Source organism: Marinilactibacillus sp. GCM10026970 (assembly GCF_042660675.1).
In the GTDB taxonomy this organism is placed as follows: domain Bacteria; phylum Bacillota; class Bacilli; order Lactobacillales; family Carnobacteriaceae_A; genus Marinilactibacillus.
In genome coordinates this window covers 49,610-74,015 of sequence record NZ_JBHSUL010000033.1, presented here as the reverse complement: position 1 = coordinate 74,015, position 24,406 = coordinate 49,610, and the positions used below count along the sequence as shown (strand labels likewise).

24 protein-coding genes and 1 other annotated feature are annotated in these 24,406 nt (G+C 36.5%); of the genes, 20 read left to right on the top strand and 4 right to left on the bottom strand.

Going from position 1 to position 24,406, the window contains the following annotated elements; translation table 11 throughout:
* Window positions 1-12 precede the first annotated feature (12 nt).
* The gene (ileS, locus tag ACFP65_RS10640) at window positions 13-2,805 is read left to right on the top strand and encodes an isoleucine--tRNA ligase (RefSeq protein WP_379918450.1); all 2,793 of its coding nucleotides are present in this window, start codon (window positions 13-15) and stop codon (window positions 2,803-2,805) included.
* 220 nt (window positions 2,806-3,025) lie between these two features.
* Window positions 3,026-3,226, top strand: a complete 201-nt coding sequence (locus ACFP65_RS10635) for a cold-shock protein (protein WP_379918448.1) — start codon at window positions 3,026-3,028, stop codon at window positions 3,224-3,226.
* An 83-nt stretch (window positions 3,227-3,309) separates the two neighbouring features.
* Here the strand turns inward: ACFP65_RS10635 and ACFP65_RS10630 are convergent, their stop codons facing one another.
* The 3 genes from ACFP65_RS10630 to ACFP65_RS10620 form a co-directional block, all read right to left on the bottom strand.
* On the bottom strand, window positions 3,310-3,552 hold the full coding sequence (locus ACFP65_RS10630; RefSeq protein ID WP_379918446.1) for a GlsB/YeaQ/YmgE family stress response membrane protein: 243 nt from the start codon (window positions 3,550-3,552) through the stop codon (window positions 3,310-3,312).
* 116 nt (window positions 3,553-3,668) lie between these two features.
* Window positions 3,669-4,883: a toxic anion resistance protein gene (locus tag ACFP65_RS10625; protein WP_379918444.1), complete on the bottom strand. Its 1,215-nt coding sequence runs from the start codon at window positions 4,881-4,883 to the stop codon at window positions 3,669-3,671.
* A gap of 32 nt (window positions 4,884-4,915) precedes the next feature.
* Complete coding sequence (locus ACFP65_RS10620; RefSeq protein ID WP_379918441.1) at window positions 4,916-5,614, bottom strand: 5-bromo-4-chloroindolyl phosphate hydrolysis family protein; 699 nt, start codon at window positions 5,612-5,614, stop codon at window positions 4,916-4,918.
* A 205-nt stretch (window positions 5,615-5,819) separates the two neighbouring features.
* On the opposite strand from ACFP65_RS10620, the gene ACFP65_RS10615 reads away from it, so the two are divergent.
* From ACFP65_RS10615 to ACFP65_RS10560, 12 genes are all read left to right on the top strand, one after another.
* A complete protein-coding gene (locus tag ACFP65_RS10615; protein ID WP_379918439.1) occupies window positions 5,820-6,371 on the top strand; it encodes an NUDIX hydrolase in 552 nt (183 codons plus the stop codon).
* A gap of 13 nt (window positions 6,372-6,384) precedes the next feature.
* The gene (locus ACFP65_RS10610; RefSeq protein WP_379918437.1) at window positions 6,385-6,630 is read left to right on the top strand and encodes a hypothetical protein; all 246 of its coding nucleotides are present in this window, start codon (window positions 6,385-6,387) and stop codon (window positions 6,628-6,630) included.
* Window positions 6,631-6,651: 21 nt separating this feature from the next.
* Complete coding sequence (locus ACFP65_RS10605; RefSeq protein ID WP_379918435.1) at window positions 6,652-7,347, top strand: 5'-methylthioadenosine/adenosylhomocysteine nucleosidase; 696 nt, start codon at window positions 6,652-6,654, stop codon at window positions 7,345-7,347.
* A gap of 146 nt (window positions 7,348-7,493) precedes the next feature.
* Complete coding sequence (locus tag ACFP65_RS10600) at window positions 7,494-8,441, top strand: ABC transporter permease (RefSeq protein WP_379918433.1); 948 nt, start codon at window positions 7,494-7,496, stop codon at window positions 8,439-8,441.
* Window positions 8,438-9,400, top strand: coding sequence for an iron chelate uptake ABC transporter family permease subunit (locus ACFP65_RS10595; protein WP_379918431.1), 963 nt, complete (start codon window positions 8,438-8,440; stop codon window positions 9,398-9,400). The genes ACFP65_RS10600 and ACFP65_RS10595 overlap by 4 nt, the downstream gene beginning before the upstream one ends.
* Window positions 9,400-10,155: an ABC transporter ATP-binding protein gene (locus ACFP65_RS10590; RefSeq protein WP_379918430.1), complete on the top strand. Its 756-nt coding sequence runs from the start codon at window positions 9,400-9,402 to the stop codon at window positions 10,153-10,155. The genes ACFP65_RS10595 and ACFP65_RS10590 overlap by 1 nt, the downstream gene beginning before the upstream one ends.
* Before the next feature lie 24 nt (window positions 10,156-10,179).
* Entirely contained in the window at window positions 10,180-11,139 is a 960-nt protein-coding gene (locus tag ACFP65_RS10585) for a siderophore ABC transporter substrate-binding protein (protein ID WP_379918428.1), read from the top strand.
* A 93-nt stretch (window positions 11,140-11,232) separates the two neighbouring features.
* Window positions 11,233-11,871 carry a DUF1054 family protein gene (locus tag ACFP65_RS10580; RefSeq protein WP_379918426.1) on the top strand — a complete coding sequence of 213 codons (639 nt, stop codon included), beginning with the start codon at window positions 11,233-11,235 and terminating at the stop codon, window positions 11,869-11,871.
* Between the two features lie 43 nt (window positions 11,872-11,914).
* Window positions 11,915-12,448, top strand: coding sequence for a GNAT family N-acetyltransferase (locus ACFP65_RS10575; RefSeq protein WP_379918424.1), 534 nt, complete (start codon window positions 11,915-11,917; stop codon window positions 12,446-12,448).
* Window positions 12,449-12,610: 162 nt separating this feature from the next.
* Window positions 12,611-13,738, top strand: a complete 1,128-nt coding sequence (locus tag ACFP65_RS10570; protein ID WP_379918422.1) for a hypothetical protein — start codon at window positions 12,611-12,613, stop codon at window positions 13,736-13,738.
* Window positions 13,739-14,019: 281 nt separating this feature from the next.
* The gene (gene rpsD, locus ACFP65_RS10565) at window positions 14,020-14,625 is read left to right on the top strand and encodes a 30S ribosomal protein S4 (RefSeq protein WP_379918420.1); all 606 of its coding nucleotides are present in this window, start codon (window positions 14,020-14,022) and stop codon (window positions 14,623-14,625) included.
* A 132-nt stretch (window positions 14,626-14,757) separates the two neighbouring features.
* Window positions 14,758-15,195, top strand: a complete 438-nt coding sequence (locus ACFP65_RS10560) for a hypothetical protein (RefSeq protein ID WP_379918418.1) — start codon at window positions 14,758-14,760, stop codon at window positions 15,193-15,195.
* Window positions 15,196-15,255: 60 nt separating this feature from the next.
* Here the strand turns inward: ACFP65_RS10560 and ACFP65_RS10555 are convergent, their stop codons facing one another.
* Complete coding sequence (locus ACFP65_RS10555) at window positions 15,256-15,693, bottom strand: GAF domain-containing protein (RefSeq protein ID WP_379918499.1); 438 nt, start codon at window positions 15,691-15,693, stop codon at window positions 15,256-15,258.
* Window positions 15,694-15,908: 215 nt separating this feature from the next.
* On the opposite strand from ACFP65_RS10555, the gene ACFP65_RS10550 reads away from it, so the two are divergent.
* The 6 genes from ACFP65_RS10550 (at window position 15,909) to ACFP65_RS10525 (ending at window position 24,394) form a co-directional block, all read left to right on the top strand.
* Window positions 15,909-17,624, top strand: a complete 1,716-nt coding sequence (locus ACFP65_RS10550) for a septation ring formation regulator EzrA (RefSeq protein WP_379918416.1) — start codon at window positions 15,909-15,911, stop codon at window positions 17,622-17,624.
* 137 nt (window positions 17,625-17,761) lie between these two features.
* The gene (locus tag ACFP65_RS10545) at window positions 17,762-18,901 is read left to right on the top strand and encodes a cysteine desulfurase family protein (RefSeq protein ID WP_379918414.1); all 1,140 of its coding nucleotides are present in this window, start codon (window positions 17,762-17,764) and stop codon (window positions 18,899-18,901) included.
* A 20-nt stretch (window positions 18,902-18,921) separates the two neighbouring features.
* Complete coding sequence (gene thiI, locus ACFP65_RS10540; protein WP_379918412.1) at window positions 18,922-20,136, top strand: tRNA uracil 4-sulfurtransferase ThiI; 1,215 nt, start codon at window positions 18,922-18,924, stop codon at window positions 20,134-20,136.
* Between the two features lie 69 nt (window positions 20,137-20,205).
* Window positions 20,206-20,709 carry a thiol peroxidase gene (gene tpx, locus ACFP65_RS10535; RefSeq protein ID WP_379918410.1) on the top strand — a complete coding sequence of 168 codons (504 nt, stop codon included), beginning with the start codon at window positions 20,206-20,208 and terminating at the stop codon, window positions 20,707-20,709.
* Between the two features lie 68 nt (window positions 20,710-20,777).
* Window positions 20,778-21,014 (top strand) — a binding site (T-box leader).
* Window positions 21,015-21,077: 63 nt separating this feature from the next.
* On the top strand, window positions 21,078-23,732 hold the full coding sequence (locus ACFP65_RS10530; protein WP_379918408.1) for a valine--tRNA ligase: 2,655 nt from the start codon (window positions 21,078-21,080) through the stop codon (window positions 23,730-23,732).
* The gene (locus tag ACFP65_RS10525; protein WP_379918406.1) at window positions 23,732-24,394 is read left to right on the top strand and encodes an HAD family hydrolase; all 663 of its coding nucleotides are present in this window, start codon (window positions 23,732-23,734) and stop codon (window positions 24,392-24,394) included. The genes ACFP65_RS10530 and ACFP65_RS10525 overlap by 1 nt, the downstream gene beginning before the upstream one ends.
* Window positions 24,395-24,406: the final 12 nt, after the last annotated feature.

Below are 24,406 nucleotides of genomic sequence, written 5' to 3'. Positions count from 1 at the left end.
GAGGATGCAAAAATGGAAGTAAAAGAAACATTAAATTTATTGAAGACAGCATTCCCAATGCGTGCTGGACTTCCAAACAAAGAACCGGATCGCCAAGCAGAATGGGAAGAAAACAATATTTATGCAAATAGACAAGAATTAAACCAGAATAAACCAACATTCATACTACATGATGGCCCTCCTTATGCAAATGGGAATATTCATATGGGCCATGCATTGAATAAAGTTTCAAAAGATATTATCGTTCGCTACAAATCTATGTCTGGTTTCCGTGCACCATATGTTCCAGGATGGGATACACATGGTTTACCTATTGAGCAAGCTTTAACAAACGCAGGTGTTGATCGTAAATCAATGTCTGTTGCTGAATTCAGAAAGCTTTGTGAAGAGTATGCCTGGGAACAAGTCGATAAACAGCGCGAAGACTTTAAACGATTAGGTGTGGCTGGAGAATGGGACAATCCATACGTGACCCTTACAAAAGATTACGAATCAGAACAAATCAAAGTATTTGGTAAAATGGCAGAAAAAGGCTACATTTATAGAGGGTTAAAACCGATTTATTGGTCTCCATCAAGTGAATCTGCTTTAGCTGAGGCTGAAATTGAGTATCACGATGTTCGTTCAGCTAATATTTATGTGGCGTTTGAAGTCAATGACGGAAAAGGTATTCTGGAACAAGATACTTCTTTAATTATCTGGACAACGACCCCTTGGACATTGCCTGCAAACCTAGCCATTGCTGTAAATCCTGAGTTTGACTATGCTGTACTAGAAGCCGATGGACGTAAATACGTAGTCGCTTCTAAAATGGCTGAAGAAGTAGCAGAAACACTTGGTTGGGAAAAAATCGAGCTAATCAAAGAAGTAAAAGGATCGGATCTGGACCGATTAACAACAAAACATCCATTCTATGACCGTGATTCGCTAGTAATCATGGGAGACCATGTAACCTTAGATAGTGGTACTGGTTTAGTGCACACAGCTCCTGGACACGGAGAAGATGACTTTATTGCCGCTCAACAGTATGGACTTAAAGTGCTTTCACCAGTAGACGCAAGAGGTTGCTTTACTGATGAAGCTCCAGGTCTAGAAGGAACATTTTATGATGATGCAAATAAAATTATCACTGAGTGGTTAAAAGAAAAAGACGCTTTACTGAAGATGGATTTCTTCACACACAGCTATCCACATGACTGGAGAACGAAAAAACCGGTTATCTTCCGAGCAACACCACAATGGTTTGCTTCTATAAAAGATTTCCGTGAAGATATTTTACAAGCTGTTCAAGAAGTAGACTGGCTTCAGCCTTGGGGAATGCAAAGACTCTACAATATGGTAAGAGATAGAGGAGACTGGGTGATTTCGCGTCAGCGTGCCTGGGGTGTTCCTTTACCGATTTTCTATGCTGAAAATGGAGATGCAATCATTACACCTGAAACCATTGCCCATGTATCTGACTTATTTGCTGAACATGGATCTAATATCTGGTTCGAACGTGAAGCAAAAGACTTGCTTCCAGAAGGATTCGAGTCTCCTTCAAGTCCAAATGGTTTATTCACGAAAGAAACAGATATTATGGATGTTTGGTTCGATTCGGGATCTTCTCATCAAGCTGTTTTAAAAACAAGAGATAATCTAACGTTCCCAGCTGATATGTATCTTGAAGGTTCAGATCAGTACCGTGGATGGTTCAATTCGAGTTTAACAACAAGTGTAGCCATCAATGGCGAAGCACCATATAAATCTGTTTTATCTCAAGGCTTTGTTTTAGATGGAGACGGACGTAAAATGAGTAAATCACTCGGAAACACGATCCTTCCAAACAAAGTCATCAAACAAATGGGTGCAGATATTATTCGATTGTGGGTTTCTAGTGTAGATTCTCAAGCTGATGTGCGAGTAAGTATGGATATCTTGAAACAAGTATCAGAAGTTTATCGTAAAATCAGAAATACCATTCGTTTCTTGATCCAAAATACAGAAGACTTCTCGTATGCTGAAAACAATGTACCTTATGAAGAATTAAGAACTGTTGACCAGTACATGATGAATCGTTTAAATCGTACTGTTGAAAATGTTTTGAATGCTTATGAAGCGTATAACTTCTCTGAAATTTACAAAGAAATCAATCAATTCTGTACGGTGGATATGTCAAACTTCTACGTAAACTTTGCAAAAGATGTGCTTTATATTGATGCTCCAGATGCGCATTCTAGAAGAGCCATGCAATCTGTCTTTTATCAAGTAATTGTGAAATTGACTAAGATGTTGACACCAATTCTTCCGCATACTGCAGAAGAGATTTGGACATATTTAGAAGAAGATGAAGCATATGCTCAATTAACTGAAATGCCTCAAGTAGAAGCATACGAGCAATCAGAAGTACTTGTAGAAAAATGGGATCAGTTTATGCGATTAAGAGATCATATCCTTAAAGCAAATGAAGTCGCGCGTGAAAATAAAGTGATTGGTAAGGATTTTGAAGCTGATACGACACTTTACGTATCAGATGATGTTCAAGCACTATTGGAATCATTAGACACTAATCTGCGCCAGATCCTAATTGCTTCAAATGTTACGGTTAAACCTCTATCTGAAAAACCAGAAGATTCATCTATACTAGACTTCGAAGGGCTGTCTGTTCGAGTTCAGCATATGGAAGGCGAAGTCTGTGAAAGATGTCGAATCACTTCTAATGAACTTGTTGAAATTGATGGAGTCGGAAAACTTTGTCCTAGATGTCACCATATCTGTGAAGAACATTTTCCAGAATTATTTGAACATAAAGAAGAACAAGAATAACCATAAAGCTGGCCAAACGGCCAGCTTTTATTTTTGTTTAAAATCGGAGCTGATAAGGGATACAATCGTTAAATATTTTATACTTTAATAAAGAAAGCCCTTGCAAAAAGAAATTAAGTTTTGTATACTGAAGCTGTAATAGATGTATGCAGCATTTATTAAACAATAAATGAACTTATAGGCAGTCTGTTGCAAGTATTTACTTAGGAGGAAAAGTAGGATGGCTAGAGGAACAGTGAAATGGTTTAACGCAGAAAAAGGATTTGGTTTTATTGAAGTAGAAGGTAGTGAAGATGTATTTGTACACTTCAGTGCAATCAATAGTGAAGGATACAAATCACTAGACGATGGACAAGAAGTAGAATTCGACATTACTGATGGCGACAGAGGACCACAAGCGTCTAACGTTGATAAAGTATAAAAGTATAAATTAAAAAAGCTCCATGTAACCGCCTAGGCGGTTACATGGAGCTTTTGATATGATTGCAGTTTTAAACGCAATAATTATTTTTTAGCAAGTAAGCTGAATAGGAATACTACGATTACAGCACCAACGATTGCTGGGAAAATAGCGATACCTTCAATTGTTGGACCAATGTCTGCTAGCAAATATCCACCTAGAGCAGAACCTAATAAACCAACAACGATATTACCAATAATTCCACCTGGTACATTTTTACCGATGATTGCTTGTCCGATTGCTCCAACAATACCACCGATGATTAACATTAAGATAAAACCTAACATAATAACTCTCTCCTTTTTCTTTGCTTCTTTATGTTATTAACTATACGGGATTGTTATAAAATGTTCAAAGAATATGACTCGTAAAAAAAACTTCCCTAAAAAGGGAAGTTTTTGGCTTAGTTTTCTGTGATTTTGAGCAGTTGATCTCTTAGACGATCTTCCATTCTAACGAGCTGTTGTTCAGCTTCTTTTCGCTTAGAACGGCCTTCTTGTTGAATAGAAAGCGTTTCTTCAAGTGTCTCGACCAAATCGGATTGTGTTTTCTCCAGTGTTTCGATATCGATGATACCACGTTCATTTTCACGAGCTGTTTCGATAGAAGACTGTTTCAACATTTCAGAATTCTTAGTTAATAAGTCGTTAGTTGTTTCAGAAACTTGTCTTTGAGCAGTGACGGCTTCTTTTTGACGTAATAAAGTTAATGCAATAACAATTTGGTTTTTCCATAAAGGAATCGCTGTGTTAACAGAAGTTTGAATTTTTTCTGATAATGCTTGATTTGTATTTTGAATCAAACGGATCTGAGGCGCTTGTTGAATCGTCATTTGTCTTGCTACTTTTAAGTCATAAACACGTTTTTCAAGACGATTTTGGAATTGATTCAAATCATTTACACGTTGAACGTCCATCTGATTGGTGCTGCTTTCTGCAACTTTCATCGCGTTCGGTATAGATTCTTTTTGCAATTGTTCCAACTTCAACTCTCCGGCAGCAATATAAATGTTTAAAGCTTCAAAGTATTCAAAGTTTTTTTCATACAGTGCTTCAAGCATTTCGTTATCTTTTAGTAGCATATCTTTTTCTTTATCTAATTTAACGGCAATTTTATCTATTTGAGCGCCAATCTTTTGGTATTTCGCAGTTGTTTCATAAATCGAGCGGTTAATTTTCTTGAACATCTTTTTGAAAATATTTGAATTATCTGCACGTAAATCGTCGGGATTACTTTCTTTTAATCGGAACATTAAGTCGTTCAAAGTTTCTCCGATATGCCCAGTTTCTTGATTCTGCACATGATTCAGAACGGAATGGGAAAAATCTCCTAGGCGCTGCTGAGCAGCCGATCCGTAATTCAAGACAGCGTCTATATCGTTCTCTGCGATTTGATTAGAGAGTTGTTGAGCCTGCTTTTGACGTTCTTCAGGCAAGGTATCGAACAATCTTCTCGTTTCTTCAGCTTGCTCGCCTGTTAAAGAAGTACTCGTGTTAGCACTAGGAGCAGGAGGGTTTTTCATGGTTTCTCCAAAGGGGTTCGCCAGCAAATCATCCAGCTCACTTGTTGACTGATCTTTTACTTTTGTAAAATCTTGCTGTGTATTCTTATCATCCATATAACGTGACATCCTTTCAGGTACAAAATGGGTTAAACTTCTTCATTGTTGATTGTATCTTCTTGGAAACCATTATCCTTGTCCAAAGATCTTTTTGCAAGTTCTACCTCTACTTCCATATCTACAATATCGTCAGACTTGAATTGAACATAGTCTTCAGCAATCTGCTGACACATTTTATCTAAAGTTTGAGAAGCTTTGTCTAACATATCATAAGTTGCTTTACTTTTAGCTTGGTGGTTATTAATTTCATTATACTTACCAGACAAGTCTGCTAAAGAAGGTAAGTGTACATAAAGAAACTGATCGACTTCATGAAGTCGATTTGGCTCCTTGATGATTTCTCTGAACATAGACTTCGTTAGGTGGACTGTATTGTTACGATTTTCGATCGCTTTTAATTTTCCAGTAGCAAGCATGTTCCTTTCAATATCTCTAATCTGTTGTTTTGCTTTTTGCATAGTCTGACGGAAGTACTGGATGTCTTCTTTCTCAAGACCTTTAGAGACGTAAAAAGCCTCTTTCTCAGAAGAAAGTTTTGGTAATTTCTTTTCATCAGCAGGGCGCTGTTTTTTTCCACGTGCATAAAGTAATAGCACACCCAAAGAAATACTTAGTAATCCTGAGGGAATAACGTGAAATCCAAAAGCGACTAAAAAAGTAAATAAAAAGATAATAGTTATGCAAGTCAGTAGATAGATTAATGTATCTGTTAAATGATTTTTATTCATATTGGCTCCTCCATATTTTCCTGTGTGATTTGTACCCTTATTTTATCACACATTTTAAAAAGAATGACATAGGACCTAAGTAGGATATATGAAACTTTATAAGAATCTTAAACTTCATGAAAGTGAGACTTGTGTTCTATACAACTAATGAAATATGATAATAGATACTGTATGATATCAATAGTTGGAAAGGAAAGTGATTTCTATGGATTTTGAAGAAAAAACGCTTAAAAGTGAAGTTATTTATGATGGTAAAGTAACAAAATATGTAGTAGAAGATGTGCTATTGCCAAATGGGAAGCAATCAAAAAGAGAAATTGTTAGACATGCCGGAGCATCTGCAGTTATTGCTTTCACTGATGATGATCGTTTACTCCTAGTCAAACAATACCGTAAAGCCATTGAACAAATTAGTATCGAAATACCAGCAGGACTAAAAGATACTGAAGATGTTGATGGAATGACAACGGCTAAGAGAGAACTAGAAGAAGAAACAGGTTATCAGGCGAAAGATTGGTCATTTGTCACCTCTTTTTACAGCACACCCGGCTTTACAGATGAATTTCTAGAGATTTATGAAGCCAAGCAGTTAATAACTGTAGAGAACCCCTTACCTAAAGATGAAGATGAAACAATCGAATTGCTCGCATTGACATTTGATGAAGCCTGGGCTGAATATGAAAAAGGACACTTACGTGATTCGAAAAGTGTGTTTGCATTATTTTACTGGAAAATGAACAGAATACAAAACAAGTAAAGGGTATGATATCATGGTATCCAGAAAAGAAATTAGAGATCAGAAGTTAAAAGAAACAAAAGAAAAAGCAAGAGAAAATAAGAAACTAAAAAAAGAAAACCGTAAAAAGGAACGGCAATTATCTAAGCAGGGAAGAACAACAAAAAAACGATTGGATGAAATGGAACGTTATAGAAGAACTGAAAAAGTTCTTACAAGAGCCATTATTATCGTGTCACTTTTATTGATTATCGTTCTAGTTTTTGCGTTTTATGGTTAATATGAAGAGGTAGGTAAAAAAATGAAAATTGGCGTTATTGCAGCAATGGAACAAGAAGTAAAAGAGCTTCTAAAACAACTCGAACACAAAGAAGAGATAACAATTGCAAATCAGACATTCTACAATGGGCGTATTCAAGGGCAGGAAATAACTCTAGTACAATCGGGTATTGGCAAAGTAAATGCCTCGATTGCAACGACTTTGTTAATTCAGACCTTCAATGTGGATGCTGTCATCAACACAGGTTCTGCTGGTGGGATTGGGAAAGGACTTCGAGTAGGTGACTTGGTCGTCTCTACTGAACTATCCTATAATGATGCAGATGCACGCGTATTTGGATACACTTTTGGTCAGATCCCTCAAATGCCTGCTGTTTTTTCAGCTGACCCGTCTTTAAATGATCAAGTGATTGCGGCAGCATCAGAAACAAGTTGGAATGTTTCATCAGGAATAATTGTTACAGGAGACTCATTTATTGCGAGAAAAGATCAAACAGATAAAATAAGAGAGTTTTTCCCAGAGGCACTAGTAACAGAAATGGAAGGGGCAGCTGTAGCTCAAACTTGCTATCAGTTCAACACCCCTTTCACCGTGATTAGAGCGCTCTCTGACACCTCAGATGAAGAAGCTTCTGTATCGTTTGATGAATTTATTGAACTGGCTGGAAAACAGTCAGCGGATTTAGTATTGAGATTTATAAAGAATATTCAACAATAAAAATATAGAACAGACCTTTCGCAATTCAGAAGGTTTGTTCTTTTTTGTTTATAAGTTGATTCTTAAAAGGGAGTTCGATATACTGATCTTGATAGTGATAATCATTCTCAATTAAAAGGAGTGGGTAATCCAAGAGGAGGTTGAAAATGAAAAGAATCAGTTTATTTGTTTTAATACTAGTAAGCGCTACGATTTCTTTGATGGTTGGTGTTGAGAACGTAACGTTCATGCAACTATTATCGCCAGATAAGTTAACAAGTATTATTTTATCTACGTTAAGAATTCCGAGAACCATTAGCTTGTTGGCAGCGGGGGCTATTCTTTCAGTTTCTGGGCTATTGATGCAACAGATGACTCAGAATAAATTCGTTTCCCCTACAACTTCTGGAACCATTTCCAGTGCACGATTAGGAATGATTTTATCCATGGCTTTTTTCGGTCAGCATACAATGCTTCACCGAACGCTCTTCGCCTTTGTATTCTCCATCATAGGTACCATAGTATTTTTACAATTTCTCAAAACCGTCAAGTTGAAAAATTCAATTATGATTCCGATGGTTGGTTTAATGTTTGGTAATGTCGTTGGTGCTATCGGGACATTCATAGCATACCAATATGATCTGATTCAAAATACGACCGCCTGGCTCCAAGGGAATGTATCATTAGTTAGTTCGCAGAATTATAAATTGATTTTACTTACGGTCCCCCTTTTTATTGTAATCTACTTATTTTCTCAGTACTTTTCCGTTATGAATCTGGGAAGAGAACAAGCATCAGGGTTAGGAGTTGCCTATCAGCAAATTGAACTGATTGGGATCATCATCGTATCCATAGCGACAGCTGCTGTACTTTTAACAGTTGGTAACATACCGTTTATAGGATTGGTTGTACCAAATCTCTTGTCACTCAGATATGGAGATCACTTCAGGAAATTACTATTTCCAACCGCATATTTCGGAGCGTTATTTCTACTATGGAGCGATATCTTTTCTAGAATCGTGATACATCCATATGAAGTACCGGTGAGTCTAGTTGTAGGCGTGATAGGGACTGTACTGTTTTTATTTTTATTACTTAAAGGGGAAAAAGCATGACAGATAACAAACACGTTTACAGAAATATTTTCATTGCAGCTTTAATGGCCATGGTTTTGGCTGGTATATATATGACGATTGGTTCAAGGGGGAACTGGTCTTATATTCTATTGCTCAGGGGAAAGAAATTAGTCGCTTTGACTATTGTGAGTATCTGTTCAACAACCGCAACGATCTTATTTCATACGATAGCTCAAAATAGAATATTGACCCCCAGCATTATTGGGATGGATACAATTTACATATTTTTTCAGACAATCAGCTTGTTTTTATTCGGACACAATCATTGGCTTTTACAAAATGAGTATACAAATTTTTTTCTTTCTACACTATCCATGACTTTTTTCAGCCTGCTCTTATATTGGTTTTTCTTTAAAAAGTTCCCAGGGAGAATCTATTTATTACTCATGACAGGGTTAATATTAGGAACATTTTTTAGAAGCGCAACTTCATTTTTACAAGTGTTAATCGATCCGAATGAATTTTTGATTCTTCAGAATCGTTTGTTTGCTAGCTTCAATAATGTAGACAGTTCACTAATTAGTGTCAGTATGTTCATAGTACTACCAGTACTGATTTATATTTTCTGCAAAAATAAGGTGGTTGATGTTTTACACCTTGGTCGAATAAATGCTATGGGATTGGGGATTGATGTAGACCGTTTTAATCTTAAATTATTTATCTCAATCAGTATGCTTGTTTCAGTTTCAACGGCTTTAGTAGGCCCAGTAATGTTTCTTGGCTTTTTAGGTGCGAATGTATCCTACAAATTATTTAAGACTTATCAACATCGGCTATTGATTGTCGGGGGGTGGTTCTTCACAATCTCTTTTGTTTTATTTGGTCAAATTCTGATTGAACATCTCTTCAAATTTCAAACGACTCTAAGTATCATATTGGAGTTTGTAGGAGGTAGTTATTTCTTATATATCTTATTAAAAGAAAAGGAGGCAGCTTGATGATTGATTTAAATCAAGTTTCAAAGAGGTATAAAGAAAAAATCGTTGTGGATAGTGTAACGATTCCAATTGAAAAAGGAAAGTTGACGGCTTGCATTGGCCCAAACGGTGCTGGTAAGACGACTTTACTAGAAATGGTTAGCCGTTTAGTCCCTAAAGATACTGGAGAGATTTATATTGACGGCGGTGAAATCAAGAGTTGGAAGCCCGGTGAACTAGCGAAGAAATTATCGGTATTGAAACAATCCAACAAATTCTCCATGCGCTTGACTATAAAAGAATTAGTATCCTTTGGTAGATTTCCTTATACAAAAGGTAGGTTGAATGCCCACTGTCATGAACTAATCGAACAATCTTTAAATCAAGTTGGCCTATTTGAGATAGCGGATCAGTATATCGATACACTTTCTGGTGGGCAATTACAAAGGGCAATGATTGCGATGGTTCTTGCTCAAGATACGGATTATATCTTACTAGATGAGCCACTGAATAATCTGGATATGAAATATAGTGTACAGTTAATGGATATTATTAGAAAATTAGTGGATGGATTTGGGAAAACGGTCATTACAGTGATTCACGATATCAATTTTGCTGCTGCTTATGCTGATAATTTAATTGCTATGAAAGAAGGTGAAATTTTTGCAGCAGGGCCAGTGGAAAAGATCATTACCCAGCAGAATATTAAGAATATTTTCGATATAGATGTAGAAGTCATTGACCGTAAAGGTAAAAAATTTGTAATGTACTACTAAAAAACTAAAAAAGGATGATAAGAGATGATCAAAAAAATCGTTGCGTTCAGTCTAGGTACAATCATGTTAGCCGGAGGTTGTGCAAGTGAATCTGCGGAAGTAATCGATACAGAAAACCAGAGTGGAAATGGGTTAGAAGCAATTGAGGTAAAAGATTCTAATGGACTAGCAGTCGAAGTGCCTGTAAATCCTGAAAAAGTTGTCATATTTGACATGGGCTTACTGGACACTTTTGAAGTGCTGGACTCAAAGGATAAAGTGGTCGGTACAGTAACGCAGAGCCTCCCAGATTATCTTAGTAACTTCAATGATTCAGAGGTTGTTTCTGTAGGGAGTTTGAAAGAACCAGATCTTGAAGCCGTTTATGAATTGGATCCAGATTTAATTTTGATTTCTGGAAGACAATTAGATTTTTTAGACGAACTAAATGAAATCGCACCGACACTTTACTTAAGCGTAGACCTAGAAAATTACTGGGATTCATTTGTAGGAAATATGCAAACAATTGGTCAAATTCTATCTGAGGAAGAACAAGTTGAGGCTGAGTTAGACTCTATTCAAAAAGAGATGAATGCACTCCAAGAATCAGCACAGGCTTCTGAAAAGTCTACACTAGTAACAATTTTAAATGAAGGTAGCTTATCGGCTTTTGGAGAACACTCTAGATATGGTATGCTGTACGAGGAGTTTGGTTTTATTCCTGTAGATAATAGCATAGAATCTTCTGTACACGGCCAGTCAGTTTCTTATGAATATATACTACAAGAAAATCCTGATTTATTATTTGTTGTTGACCGCTCACAGGCTATCGGAGGAGACACATCCGTTAGTGATTTATCTCTAAATCCAGTTATACAAGAAACAAAAGCTTATCAGCAAGATGCGATTATATATCTTGATGCTGATTTATGGTATCTATCTGGTGGCGGTTTACAATCAATCCGGTTAATGATGCAAGAAGTTCAAGATCAAGTAGACTTTTAAATATTTTTTGAAATCTCTCGATTAATTTGAACTGTATATTTAAAATAATTGTTATTTTTGTTACAATTATTAAGTGAGTTTTGGAGGAACGCAATGCATAAAGGATTCAATAAGCAAGACTTTGAGTTGTTTTTAATAGAGGGTCTTGAAGACAGAATGAACAAAATAAGAAATACTATACAACCTATTTTCCAGGATTTAGGAGACACATATGCGCCTCTGATCCAGGATGAAACTGGTTATCCTATGCAGTTTCATATTGCACAACATAGGAGAAGAACATCTAATCCTCCTGAATCAACTTGGTGTGCAATCGGCGGAGATGTTAGAGGATATAAAAAATATCCTCATTTACAAATTGGTATAAATGAAGATCACATTTTTATCTTTATTTCTATTATAGATAATCCTCTTTATGAAATCGAAATGGGCAAAGCACTCTTATCTAGCCCTGAGAACTTAAAATCATTGACTGAACAGTTTGTACTCTCTGGAGATCATACTAAATCAAAAGTTGAACCTGTGAGTGAACAGAAAGTGATTGAAAAGCTCAATAGACTTCTTAAGGTGAAAAAAGGAGAATTCTTGGTTGGAAGAGTGATAGAAAGAGATAGTGATCTTTTAGAGAATATAGAAGCACAAAATGACTATATTAAACAAACAATAAGCCAACTTATCCCATTATTTAGACAGTTGTTAGACATTCATTACGAACAGAGTGAAGCGGTGTAGTCAGTAAGCTATGACGTTGCCGGTTCAGATCAGGGAGGCAAAGTTGATTATTAAAACGAAAAGATTAATATTAAGACCCTTTCAGCAAAAAGATTTCGAGGAGACTTTCGCAATATATAAAGACGAACAGACTTGTAGGTTCTTACTGCATGAGCCATGGAAATCAGATAATGCACATGAAGAATTTGACAAAAAAGTTTTGAAAAATATTTTGGATAAAGACCATACTTTAAATCTTGCAATTGTCTACGAAGGACAAGTAATTGGAGATCTATCGTTATGGTACACCGAAGTGAAAGAGACCGTAGAAATCGGTTATAGTCTTAATCGTTCGTTTGCCGGCAACGGTTTTGCTTCTGAGGCAGTTCACGAAATGATTCATCAGCTTTTTTATGAACTGGGTGTCCACAGAGTACAGGTTAATATGGATGCTAGAAATACGAGTTCCCAGAAAGTTTGTATTAAAATCGGTATGAGAAAAGAAGCTCATCATATTCAAGATTATTGGTATAAAGGAGAATGGTCAGATAGTTTCGTTTACGGAATGCTTGAATCAGAGTACTTTGAATACAATTAGTCTATTAATAAAACCCAGTCTCGAAATCGTGACTGGGTTTTATTGCATATCTTTAGACAATTTATGATGGATTAGATATGATGAAGTCATAGTTATCTTCAGGATGATGCTTTGTACTAACGAGTGAAACTCTTGAAGAAATAGATAATGGAAGGTGAAAACATGAAAGAATTATTTGCATTTCCAACAGATGAGATTTTACAGACGGACGAGGTCTATCTTTCTATTTCGATGAACGCGCAAGATAACGCGTTTGAAACAGAGGCAAACCAGATTCAGTTTCAGAATTTATTGAAGGACGCAAAAGAAAAAATTTGTGACGTATATGATGAAAAAACATGTGACACTTTCTTAAATGAATTAGAAGGCTTAAGAGATGATACAAATTTCTGGAGAAGAGCGACTAAAAGTCTTGTTTTCTACGTAACACAGACAGATACATTCTTTTACCGATTAGGTGTTGAAGTAGATAATAATGTGGTCGTATCTAATCAGGCATATGTCTTGCCGCTAATCGATAATTTTCAATATGTCAGTTATTTCCACTTACTTTGTTTAAACCATGATAAGTTTACATTGTATAACGGTCGAGGTAGTGAGCTACAAGAAATTCCACTTCCAGAAGATGCACCAACAGATTTAGAAAAAGCACTAGGAGAAGAACTGACAGGTGGGAACTTAAACTCTGGCGAGTATAATGGTGCAGGTGGATCAGCAATGTTCCATGGGCACAACGAAAAAAGTAATGAAGTTCAAATCGATCAAGACAATTATTTTAGAGTCGTAGATAAATACGTCTTTGAGCATTATAGTAAACCTACAGGCTTACCGTTAGTGTTGTTTGCACTTCCAGAAAACATTGCAGACTTCGAAAAAATTTCTAAAAATCCTCATTTGGATGAAACAAAAGTCGAAGGATCAACTGCGCAGCTTTCAAGTGCTGAAATTGAAAACAAGGCTAAAGAAGTAGTCAATGAGATCATTGATCGTCGATACAAAGAGCTAGTTGAAAAATTCAACGAAACTACACCTGAATTTAAACTAGAAGCCCAATACAATGATTTGGCTATGGCAAGCATCCAAGGTAAAATTGGCACATTACTCATTGAAGATCATTATCAAGTTCATGGTACAATTGATGAAAATGGTCAGTACCAAGAAGGTTCAGAAATCAATGCCTACGTGAACCAACTTGTTCAAAACGTTCTGAAGACTAATGGGAAAGTTTATGTACTAGATACTCCAAGTATGCCATCTGATACTGGAATTGCAGCACTACTGAGATTCTAGAATTGGCTTATAAAATTCGAAGAGAAGTAGCCTTTAATACTTACTGGATTAGAAGTAAGTTAAGGGCTGCTTCTTTTTTATGTTGACAGTAGCGATTTAAAACGGTATACTAGCATTTGTGTAAAATAATGCAGCAAGAAATGGTAACCGCGTCAACAGTTTCTTAATCAAGTAAACTAGTAACCTGCGGCTGCAATGGCGAACGTTCGTAGGAACTGCACGTATTACTGAATTTCTATCACGTTATTTTACTCCAAAAAAATTATTGGAGGAATACAATTATGGCTCGTTTCACAGGATCTTCTTGGAAGAAATCTCGTCGTTTAGGCATTTCACTTTCAGGAACTGGAAAAGAATTAGCACGTCGTCCTTACGTTCCAGGACAACACGGACCTACAAGCCGTATCAAACTTTCTGAGTATGGTATGCAACTAAAAGAAAAACAAAAACTACGTTTTATGTATGGAGTTAACGAACGTCAATTCTTTAACTTATTCAATAAAGCTGGTAAAATTCGTGAAGGTAAACACGGTGTTAACTTCATGATCTTACTTGAACAACGTTTAGATAATGTTGTTTACCGTCTTGGTCTTGCGACTACACGTCGTCAAGCTCGTCAATTAGTAAACCACGGTCACATCACTGTTGACGGAAAACGCGTTGACATCCCTTCATACAGCGTAAAAGTTGGAGAAGTTATTGGTGTTCGTGAAAAATCTAAAGACATCAAAATTATTAAAGAATCTGTAGAATCTTTATATGGTCGTCCAGACTTCGTTACTTTTGACGAAGAAAAATTAGAAGGCTCACTTACTCGTTTACCATTACGTGAAGAAATGTCTGCTGATGTTGACGATTCATACATCGTTGAATACTACAACCGTTAATCTTAACTGGTTAAAAAAGCTTGCACATGGTGCAGGCTTTTTTTTTTACGAATGTAATGAAACCGTTCTATAAGCTTTTAACGTATGATAGAATGAAAAAGATTAGGAGAATACCAACTTAGGAGGGATACTGTGAAATATTACAAAGTAGTTTTACTTGTCTTAATGATTTTCTCAATCGCTGGATGTGATTTAGAGAGTGTTCAAAAAGAACCGGAGAATCAGACAGAAACTGTAGAGCAAGAATCTGAATTTGAAATACAAGAATCAAAAGAAATTCCGGATGATTTAAACGGAGTAGGCTTAGTGGATGCCGCTGGTCGAGAGAATGAATATTCCTTTTATTTCTTGGATGGGGACCTTGGAATTTATGACGGTAATATACAAGGTTATAGTATAGAAGATATCCAAGCGAAATTTATTGAAACAATTGAGTCCGTTCAAATAGAAGAAACAGAAGACGCTTATGCGGTCACTGCGGAAGACTTTGAATTGACCCTGATTAAAATGGGTGGCTCATTGGTGAGAAATGCTGATAATGGAGATGAGTACGAAATGGTATTACAATAGAAAAAACCTGATTCCAGTCATTTGTACACAACTAAAATCAAGTTTTTCCGTTTAATTTAATTATATATGAGCTATTAATACTGCTGCAAATTCTTCAAGCACTTCTTTGTCTGTTTCAGTGAATCTATTTTTGATAGGCGCATCAATATCCAGCACGCCGATTTGAACAGAATCTTTGGTCAGTGGTATCACAATTTCAGATTCGCTTGCAGCATCACACGCGATATGACCTGGAAAAGCGTGAACATCAGGTACCAAGTAAGTTTTCTGTTCTTTGAAAGCTGTTCCGCAAACACCAGAACCATTTGAGATTCTAACGCAGGCTACTTTACCTTGGAATGGTCCAAGTACAAGTTCTTGATCAGTTTCTTCCCATAAATAAAATCCAGCCCAGTTAATATCTTTTAGTTGATCAGACAAGAGAGCAGAAGCGTTGCTTAAGTTTGCGATTAAATTACTTTCTCCAGTCAGTAAAGCATCTAGCTGCTTATTCATCATGTGTTTGATTGCTTTTGTTTCCAAATAATCACCTTTTCATTTTTTATAATAGTTGACTAATACAAGCAGTTAAGTTGTAATAACAATTAATTTTGGACCTAATTTATAGAATTTGCTTGTAAGTATAACATAATCCTCTAATATTTGATATACTGTTAAGAAGAGAAAAGTAGGCATCGTTCTTTGCTTGTAAGGCCTAGTCGGAGGGAAATCAAATGACGTTAGAAATCGTCGTGATCATTTTAATCGTTTTAATCGTTGCCCTGTACATAACTACTTATTTAGTCAGAAAGAAACATTACAAAAAAATTGACGAACTGGATATCAAGAAAAAAGCGTTGATGGAACAATTTCCAACAACTAAAATACAGTCGATAGATAAAAAAAGTATGACTGGACAATCTCAGGATACAGCAGATGAACTGAAAAAAACATGGGATCTTATTGAAACAAAGCAGTTCCCAACTATTGAAAGCTTATTATTCGAAGCGGAGCAGGCAACAGACCGTTATCGCTTTAAAAGAGCTCGCACAGATCAAGAAGCTGCTGAAGAGAAACTGGTAGAAGTACGACTGGCACTTAAAAATTTAAATGATCAATTAGATGAATTGATGCAACGGGAAGAAGACAATTTAAAAAGAATTGAAACCATCAAAAAAAGATATCACAGTATTCGAAAAGATTTGCTTGCTAAGAGTTTTTCGTTTGGGAGAGCAGTTGATGCGCTTGAAGAGAAACTGGGAACGATGGAATCCGATTTTGCAACTTTTTCACATCTAACAGTAACAGGCGATCACGAAGAAGCAAACCAATTATTGAAACAACTGGATGAAACAATTAGTGAGATGGAAATTTACATGGTAGATATTCCGGTGATATTGGAGAAAATAGAAGAAGAAACAAAAGAACAAATCCAAGAATTGGAAAGTGGCTATCAGAGTTTGAAAGAAGAAGAGTACATTTTCCCTGATGATTCTATAAAAGAAGCACTTTCGCTGATCCACGTTAAAATAGAAAGTATCAACAAGGATATAAGTAAGCTTGAGATCGCTAAAGCGGAAGAAGAATCAGCCGAGTTAGATCAGAAAATCGATTCGGTTTATGATCAATTAGAGCTGGAAATTGAATCCAAGTCGGAAGTAAAAGAACTGCTGAATCAAATCAGAAAAATTCTTCTTTATTTAAAAGAACAGAATCGCAAATTGTTGGTTGAAATCGATCGTCTTTCTCAAAGTTATCATTTGTATCGAGATGAGGCTGAAGGTGCGGAAACTGTGAATGAAAGTATATCGGAACAAGAAAAAATCTTTATGCAAATCAACCAAAGTCTAACAGATAAACAAATTGCTTTTTCTGAAGCTAGTGAAAAATTGAATGGCTTATTTGATGAATTAGAAGAACTGAATGAAAAACAAGTAGAAATTAGTTCGAATCTATCCGATTACCGTAATAGTGAGTTAGAAATTAAAGCAGATTTAGAAGAAATGGAATTGGCAATGCGAGAAATGAAGAGATATGTTGAAAGCAAAAACTTACCAGGATTGCCTCAGGAATATCTAGACTTTTTCTTCTACACAACGGATCATGTTCAGCAATTAAATCAAGTGCTCGCTAAGCCGCGCTTAGACATGAACGAAGTATACAAGCTTCACGAAATGTGCGAAGATGATGTAGACAAACTTGCGGATAAAACGGACAATCTGGTTGATCAGGCGATTTTAAGCGAATTAGTTAGTCAAAGGCTGTATCGATACAAAAATGAGTATAGTGAAGTTGGAGAGACCATTCGCTATAGTCGCAGTTTGTTCTCAGAAGATTACGATTATGAAACTTCTTTGAAAATGGTTCGAGAAAAACTTGAATCAATTGAACCAGGGGCTTATGAATCAGTAGAAAAAACCTATTTAAAAGAAAAAAGTTTTGCTCAATAAAAAGAAAAAAGTTGGATTGTGATCGTCTATTCACAGTTCAACTTTTTTTGCTACTTGATGGGCGTCGCTTTTTTGCTATAATGGAACTCGTTTGAACAATCGATTATAGAGAAGTGACTAGATTGAAGAGGTGGAAGATGATTTATTTCGATAATAGTGCGACGACCATGATAGATAGTACGGTTTTAGAGACGTATAATAAAGTGAATCAACTTTATTACGGGAACCCTTCTAGTCTGCATACAATAGGAGAAACAGCCTCTGGTCTACTCAAACAGTCCCGTAGTTTAACAGCAGATCTCCTAGGTGTTCTTCCAGAAGAAATCTTTTTTACTAGTGGCGGTACTGAAGGAGATAACTGGGCCATTAAAGGTACAGCGATAGAGAAAATTTCATCCGGAAAACATTTGATTACAACACAAAGTGAACATCCAGCAGTGCTTGAAACGTTTAAACAACTGGAACTGCTAGGTTGGGACATCACTTATCTTCCAGTAAATCAGTTCGGTGTGATTTCGTTAGAAGACTTGAGAAATGCGCTTAAAAAAGATACGGTACTTGTCTCTGTTATGGCAGTAAATAACGAAACGGGAAGTATTCAACCGATAGAAAAAATCGGTAGACTACTCGAAGCCTATCCGACTGTTCACTTTCATGTGGATGCAGTGCAAGCAATTGGAAAAACGGATATCAAGTTAGGAAAGACTAGTCGAATCGATATGGCTGTATTTTCTGGACATAAATTTCATGGGCCTAAAGGAACAGGATTTGTTTATATAAAGAATGGTAGAAGATTATCGCCCCTTTTAAGCGGTGGCGGTCAAGAAGCAAATGCAAGAAGCGGAACGGAAAACATTCCAGGAATTGTGTCTATGGCTAAAGCGTTAAATATACTCTTACAGTCAAAGAAAGAAAAGCATCTCGTTATGAATCAAATGATGGATATGCTGAAAAAAGATCTAAGATCACGGAGTAAGGTTACGATATTTTCGCCGGAGGTTCACGCTCCGCATATTCTGTGCTTTGGAATAAAAGGTATTAGAGGAGAAGTCATCGTGCACGCTCTGGAAAAACGAGAAATTTATGTATCGACTACAAGTGCTTGTTCCAGTAAAAAGCAAAGTGAATCTAGTTCGTTGATTGCAATGGGGATTCCTAGAAAGCAAGCTGAAACGGCTATTAGAGTCAGTTTATCTGAATGGAATACAGTTGACGAGATGGCGCAATTTATTGACCACTTTGATGAAATTTACAAAGGATTTAATGGGATTTTTTAAAAGAGAAACTGAGGGATTAGATGATTACAGAAGTTATGGCAAGGTATGGGGAACTATCAACTAAAGGTAAAAATCGTAAATTATTTATTAAGCAACTAGGTAAAAATGTAGCGTATGTATTAAATGATTTTCCAGCGCTGACAATTAAAGCGAACAGAGATCGATTGCATATTGAATTGAATGGAGAAGCATACGAAGAAATTGTGGATCGTTTGAAAAAAGTCTTTGGCATTCAAACCATTTCTCCTGTTATAAAAGTGGATAAGACGATTGAGCAAGCAAATCGTGCGGCACTTTATTTACTGAACCAAGAGTATAAAGATGGAAAAACATTTAAGATTACAGCTAGAAGAGCCGATCATGACTGGACGTTTGAAACAAATGAAGTGAATCAAATCATTGGTCAGTTTATTACAGAAACTATACCTGGAATCAAAGTTAAGATGAAAAAACCGGATATCAATATCAGAGTTGAAATTAGATTAGATGGGATCTTCCTATCTACAGATTCTATTCAAGGAGCTGGTGGACTTCCGGGAGGTACAAGTGGAAAAGGAATGTTGATGATCTCTGGAGGAATCGATTCTCCGGTAGCGGGGTATTATGCTTTGAAAAGAGGTATAGAATTAGAAGCGGTCCACTTCCACAGTCCACCTTATACAAGCCCACAGGCGCTCCAAAAAGCAAAAGACCTGACGGGAAAATTAGTTGAATTTACTGGACCTATTACATTTATTGAAGTGCCCTTCACTGAGATACAGGAAACCATTAAGAAATATGTGCCTCAAGGTTACGTTATGACTATAACGAGACGCATGATGTTGAAATTGACAGACATCATACGGGCACAGCGAAGTGGGTTAGCCATCATTAATGGAGAATCCCTTGGACAAGTAGCTTCGCAGACTTTGGAAAGCATGTCTGTAATCTCAGAAGTAACTAACACACCGGTTCTTAGACCGCTAATTTCAATGGATAAGAATGACATCATCAAAATTGCAGAAGAAATCGATACTTTTGATCTATCCATTTTGCCTTATGAAGATTGTTGCACAATATTTTCACCGCCCAAACCGCGGACAAAGCCAAAGTTATCTCATGTGCTGGAAAACGAAGCTAAAATAGACGTTGAAGGAATGATTGAGAGAGCTATCGCAGGGATCTCCATTGAAGAAATCGGTCTGAATCAGTCAAAGGAAACAGAGCAGAAAGCATTATTCGAAGACCTTCTGTAGATTTTGTTGTACAAACAGCTTGCTTACCGTTAAAATGAAACTATTAAAAGATAGAAAGAGGTTATCAGCATGGATGTTAAAATGAAAGGTAAACCACTTACTACTAATGGAGAGATACCCGCTAAGGGGTCGCAAGCTCCAGCGTTCACTTTAAAAGATTTGAATGACCAATCAGTATCACTTGAAGATTATAAAGGATACGTTGTTTTGATAAGTACGTTTCCGGACATTAACACAAGTACATGTTCAAGACAGACCGGTAAATTTAATGAAATGGCAAGCACTTTGGATGATACTAAAATTATCTCTATATCTTCAAACACAGTAGAAGAGCAAAAAGACTGGTGTGCTGCAAAATCAATCGATATGGATCTGTTACATGATAGTGAAAGAAGTTTCTCTAAAGATTATGGACTTTATGTAGAGGAGATGGATAAAACTGCTCGTGCAGTTCTTGTGCTAAACAGACAAGGTCAAGTCGTCTATAATGAAGTCGTTAAAGAAATGTCTGAAGATCCAAATTACGAAGCAGCGGTTGCGGCTGCCAAACATGAAGAAGCAGAGATATCTTAAATAAAGCTTTATTTTCAAAGAGTAGTTTGATAGAATATCAATAAATCATAAAAGACCAACTAATTGAATATAGAGCAATGATCAAGAGAAGTATCTGTCGTGTATTCTGTTTAAGAGAATGGGTGTTTGCTGAAAATCCCTAACAGAAGCGATAGAGAAGTAGCTTGTGAGCTAACAGAGTGAACTTTGAGTAACTTTGTTTGAAGTAACGGATCATTACATCCGTATATGAAGAGGTTTGAAGGCGCAATCGTGTTCTTTGATCAATTTAGGTGGTACCGCGAATAAGAGCATTCGTCCTATTATTATAGGACGAATGCTCTTTTTATTTTGTGTTTAATTTGATATTAACAATAGGAGATGAGTATATGACAGAAGAAATCAGCATGTCAAAAAAGTATCAGCCTACTGAAGTAGAAGCTGGTAGATACGAACAGTGGATCGAAAAAGATTTATTTAAGCCAAGTGGAGATGAAAAAGCAGAGCCTTATTCAATCGTAATTCCACCTCCGAACGTAACTGGGAAGTTGCATTTAGGTCATGCTTGGGATACAACACTACAAGATATTATTATTCGTCAGAAAAGAATGCAAGGATACGACACTTTATGGCTTCCAGGAATGGACCATGCGGGAATTGCTACCCAAGCTAAAGTAGAAGAAAAACTAGCCCAAGATAATATCTCTCGTTATGATCTGGGGAGAGAGAAATTCTTGGAAAAAGTATGGGACTGGAAAGAGGAATATGCATCAAACATCAGAGCGCAATGGGCTAAAGTTGGGATCTCTGTTGATTATAGTCGTGAGCGGTTCACGCTTGATGAGGGATTAAATGATGCTGTTAAAAAGGTCTTTGTCGATCTTTATAACAAAGGGTTAATCTACCGTGGCGAATACATCATCAACTGGGATCCTAAAGCTCAAACAGCTTTGTCTGATATCGAAGTTGACCACAAAGATGTTAATGGTGCTTTCTACCATATGAAGTATCCTTTAACAGATGGTTCTGGAGAAGTTGAAATTGCAACGACAAGACCAGAAACGATGCTTGGTGATACGGCAGTTGCCGTACATCCAGAAGACGATCGCTATAAAGATTTAATTGGTAAAACACTTAAATTACCATTAGTAGGTAGAGAACTTCCAATCATTGCGGATGATTATGTTGAAATGGATTTTGGAACAGGTGTGGTTAAAATTACACCAGCTCATGATCCAAATGACTTTGAAGTGGGTAATCGTCATAATTTAGAGAGAATCAATGTTATGAATAACGATGGTTCTATGAATGATTTGGCTGGGCAATATGCGGGAATGGATCGATTTGAAGCCCGTAAAGCGATCATTAAAGATTTAAAAGCGCAAGGATATTTGATTAAAGTAGAAGAAATGGTTCATAGTGTAGGACACTCTGAAAGAACAGGAGTCGTAGTTGAACCAAGACTTTCTACTCAGTGGTTCGTAAAAATGGATTCACTTTCAAAACAGGCAATAGACAATCAGGAAACTGAAAATAAAGTTCATTTCGTTCCTGAACGATTTGAGAAAACATTCAATAACTGGATGGAAAATGTACATGATTGGGTTATTTCAAGACAATTATGGTGGGGGCACCGTATTCCAGCTTGGTATCATAACGAAACTGGTGAAATGTACGTTGGAGAAATTGAACCTGAAGATAGTCAAAACTGGACCCAGGATAACGATGTTTTAGATACTTGGTTTAGTTCAGCACTATGGCCGTTTTCAACAATGGGCTGGCCGAATGAAGACTCTGAAGATTTCAAAAGATACTTCCCAACGAGTACGCTAGTAACAGGATATGACATCATATTCTTTTGGGTAAGCCGTATGATTTTTCAAAGCTTGGAATTTACGGAAGAACGTCCATTTAAAAATGTCTTGATTCACGGGTTAATTCGTGACGAGCAAGGAAGAAAAATGAGTAAGTCTTTAGGTAACGGGATTGATCCTATGGAAGTAATCGACAAGTACGGTGCAGATGCTTTACGCTGGTTCCTGTCGAATGGTTCAGCACCCGGCCAAGATGTCCGCTTTAGTTATGAAAAAATGGATGCCGCTTGGAATTTCATCAATAAAATCTGGAATGCCAGTCGATATGTTATCATGAATTTAGAAGACTTTGATTTAAAAGACATGAACTTAAAAGGTAAACAATCAATCGCTGATAAATGGATTTTAGCTAGATTGAATGAAACTATTGCACAGGTAACCGATCTCTTTGAGAAGTTTGAATTTGGAGAAGCCGGAAGAGCGCTTTATAAATTCATCTGGGATGATTACTGTGACTGGTATATTGAAATGAGTAAAGAAATTCTTTTCAATGGTTCAGAAGAAGAGAAAAACTCAACACGAAGTATTTTGGTGCATGTACTAGACCAAACACTTAAGTTATTGCATCCAGTTATGCCATTCGTTACAGAAGAGATTTGGGAGAATATGCCACACTCTGGAGAGTCTCTAGTTGTTGCAGAGTACCCTAAAGTGAATGCTGACTTTGAAGACGAAGAAGCTGTTAGCAATATGGACATGCTGATTGAACTCATTCGATCTATAAGAACGATTCGAGCTGAAGTGAACCGTCCATTATCTAAAAAAATCGATATCTTAGTTCGTGCGAAATCAGATAAAGAAAAACAATTTTTAACAGATAATAAAAGTTTCATTGAAAGGTTCTGTAATCCAGAAGCTTTAACAATCGATACAACGATATCAGTGCCTGATGAGGTGAAGACGGCAGTGATTTCAGGAGCAGATATTTTCTTACCGCTTGCTGGATTAGTAGATGTTGATGAAGAAATTGAGCGTTTAAGCAAAGAACTGGACAAATGGGCACAAGAAATCAAACGAGTGGAAGGCAAATTATCAAACCAGAAGTTTGTTGCCAATGCACCTGAGAAAATTGTTGAAGAAGAAAGAGCAAAAGAGAGTGCATACAGAGAAAGACAAGCTTCTGTTGCAGACCAACTTGAAAAACTTAAAGCTTTAAAAGGAGCAGAGTAATGAGCAAAGTGAAAGCTGTCATTTTTGATATGGATGGATTGATTTTTGATACAGAAAAAATTTATTATCAGTCCAATCAATCCATTGCAGATCAAATCGGTTTACCGTTCACATATGAATTTTATGAAAGATATGTTGGTGCTAGTGATAAAGACTTTTTTGCGGCGTTACACGAAGAATATAAAAACAAATCTTTAGTTGAAGAATTTATTCAAAAAAGTCAAATTGATATTCATGAGACACTTTTAGAGGCGACGATTCCAATGAAAAAAGGATTGCTCGAATTACTGGAATTTCTGAAAGATCAGCAGATTGAGATGGTAGTTGCTTCGTCCACTGAACGTAGTATGGTAGAGACTTTGATCAAAAATGCTGGAATTGCGGATTATTTCATCGGAGTTGTAGGTGGAAACGAAGTTGAGAATTCTAAGCCGGACCCTGCGATCTTTTTGAAAGCGATCAGTCTGACAACAGCTGAAAAAGAAGAAGCTGTCGTCTTGGAGGATTCATTGAATGGTGTAAGAGCAGCGCATGCTGCAAATATCCCAGTATTAATGGTGCCGGATTTACTCACTCCAAATGAAGAAGCCATAGATAAAGCTACGCATATTATTGAAGATTTAACCAAAGTGATCGATTATGTAAAAAATAAGGATAAATAAATCAATAATCCA

Excerpts from the sequence above, each read along its gene's own strand:
- ileS (WP_379918450.1), top strand. The coding sequence starts at position 13 with ATGGAAGTAAAAGAAACATTAAATTTATTGAAGACAGCATTCCCAATG.
- ACFP65_RS10635 (WP_379918448.1), top strand. The coding sequence starts at position 3,026 with ATGGCTAGAGGAACAGTGAAATGGTTTAACGCAGAAAAAGGATTTGGT.
- ACFP65_RS10630 (WP_379918446.1), bottom strand. The coding sequence starts at position 3,552 with ATGTTAGGTTTTATCTTAATGTTAATCATCGGTGGTATTGTTGGAGCA.
- ACFP65_RS10625 (WP_379918444.1), bottom strand. The coding sequence starts at position 4,883 with ATGGATGATAAGAATACACAGCAAGATTTTACAAAAGTAAAAGATCAG.
- ACFP65_RS10620 (WP_379918441.1), bottom strand. The coding sequence starts at position 5,614 with ATGAATAAAAATCATTTAACAGATACATTAATCTATCTACTGACTTGC.
- ACFP65_RS10615 (WP_379918439.1), top strand. The coding sequence starts at position 5,820 with ATGGATTTTGAAGAAAAAACGCTTAAAAGTGAAGTTATTTATGATGGT.
- ACFP65_RS10610 (WP_379918437.1), top strand. The coding sequence starts at position 6,385 with ATGGTATCCAGAAAAGAAATTAGAGATCAGAAGTTAAAAGAAACAAAA.
- ACFP65_RS10605 (WP_379918435.1), top strand. The coding sequence starts at position 6,652 with ATGAAAATTGGCGTTATTGCAGCAATGGAACAAGAAGTAAAAGAGCTT.
- ACFP65_RS10600 (WP_379918433.1), top strand. The coding sequence starts at position 7,494 with ATGAAAAGAATCAGTTTATTTGTTTTAATACTAGTAAGCGCTACGATT.
- ACFP65_RS10595 (WP_379918431.1), top strand. The coding sequence starts at position 8,438 with ATGACAGATAACAAACACGTTTACAGAAATATTTTCATTGCAGCTTTA.
- ACFP65_RS10590 (WP_379918430.1), top strand. The coding sequence starts at position 9,400 with ATGATTGATTTAAATCAAGTTTCAAAGAGGTATAAAGAAAAAATCGTT.
- ACFP65_RS10585 (WP_379918428.1), top strand. The coding sequence starts at position 10,180 with ATGATCAAAAAAATCGTTGCGTTCAGTCTAGGTACAATCATGTTAGCC.
- ACFP65_RS10580 (WP_379918426.1), top strand. The coding sequence starts at position 11,233 with ATGCATAAAGGATTCAATAAGCAAGACTTTGAGTTGTTTTTAATAGAG.
- ACFP65_RS10570 (WP_379918422.1), top strand. The coding sequence starts at position 12,611 with ATGAAAGAATTATTTGCATTTCCAACAGATGAGATTTTACAGACGGAC.
- rpsD (WP_379918420.1), top strand. The coding sequence starts at position 14,020 with ATGGCTCGTTTCACAGGATCTTCTTGGAAGAAATCTCGTCGTTTAGGC.
- ACFP65_RS10555 (WP_379918499.1), bottom strand. The coding sequence starts at position 15,693 with ATGATGAATAAGCAGCTAGATGCTTTACTGACTGGAGAAAGTAATTTA.
- ACFP65_RS10550 (WP_379918416.1), top strand. The coding sequence starts at position 15,909 with ATGACGTTAGAAATCGTCGTGATCATTTTAATCGTTTTAATCGTTGCC.
- ACFP65_RS10545 (WP_379918414.1), top strand. The coding sequence starts at position 17,762 with ATGATTTATTTCGATAATAGTGCGACGACCATGATAGATAGTACGGTT.
- thiI (WP_379918412.1), top strand. The coding sequence starts at position 18,922 with ATGATTACAGAAGTTATGGCAAGGTATGGGGAACTATCAACTAAAGGT.
- tpx (WP_379918410.1), top strand. The coding sequence starts at position 20,206 with ATGGATGTTAAAATGAAAGGTAAACCACTTACTACTAATGGAGAGATA.
- ACFP65_RS10530 (WP_379918408.1), top strand. The coding sequence starts at position 21,078 with ATGACAGAAGAAATCAGCATGTCAAAAAAGTATCAGCCTACTGAAGTA.
- ACFP65_RS10525 (WP_379918406.1), top strand. The coding sequence starts at position 23,732 with ATGAGCAAAGTGAAAGCTGTCATTTTTGATATGGATGGATTGATTTTT.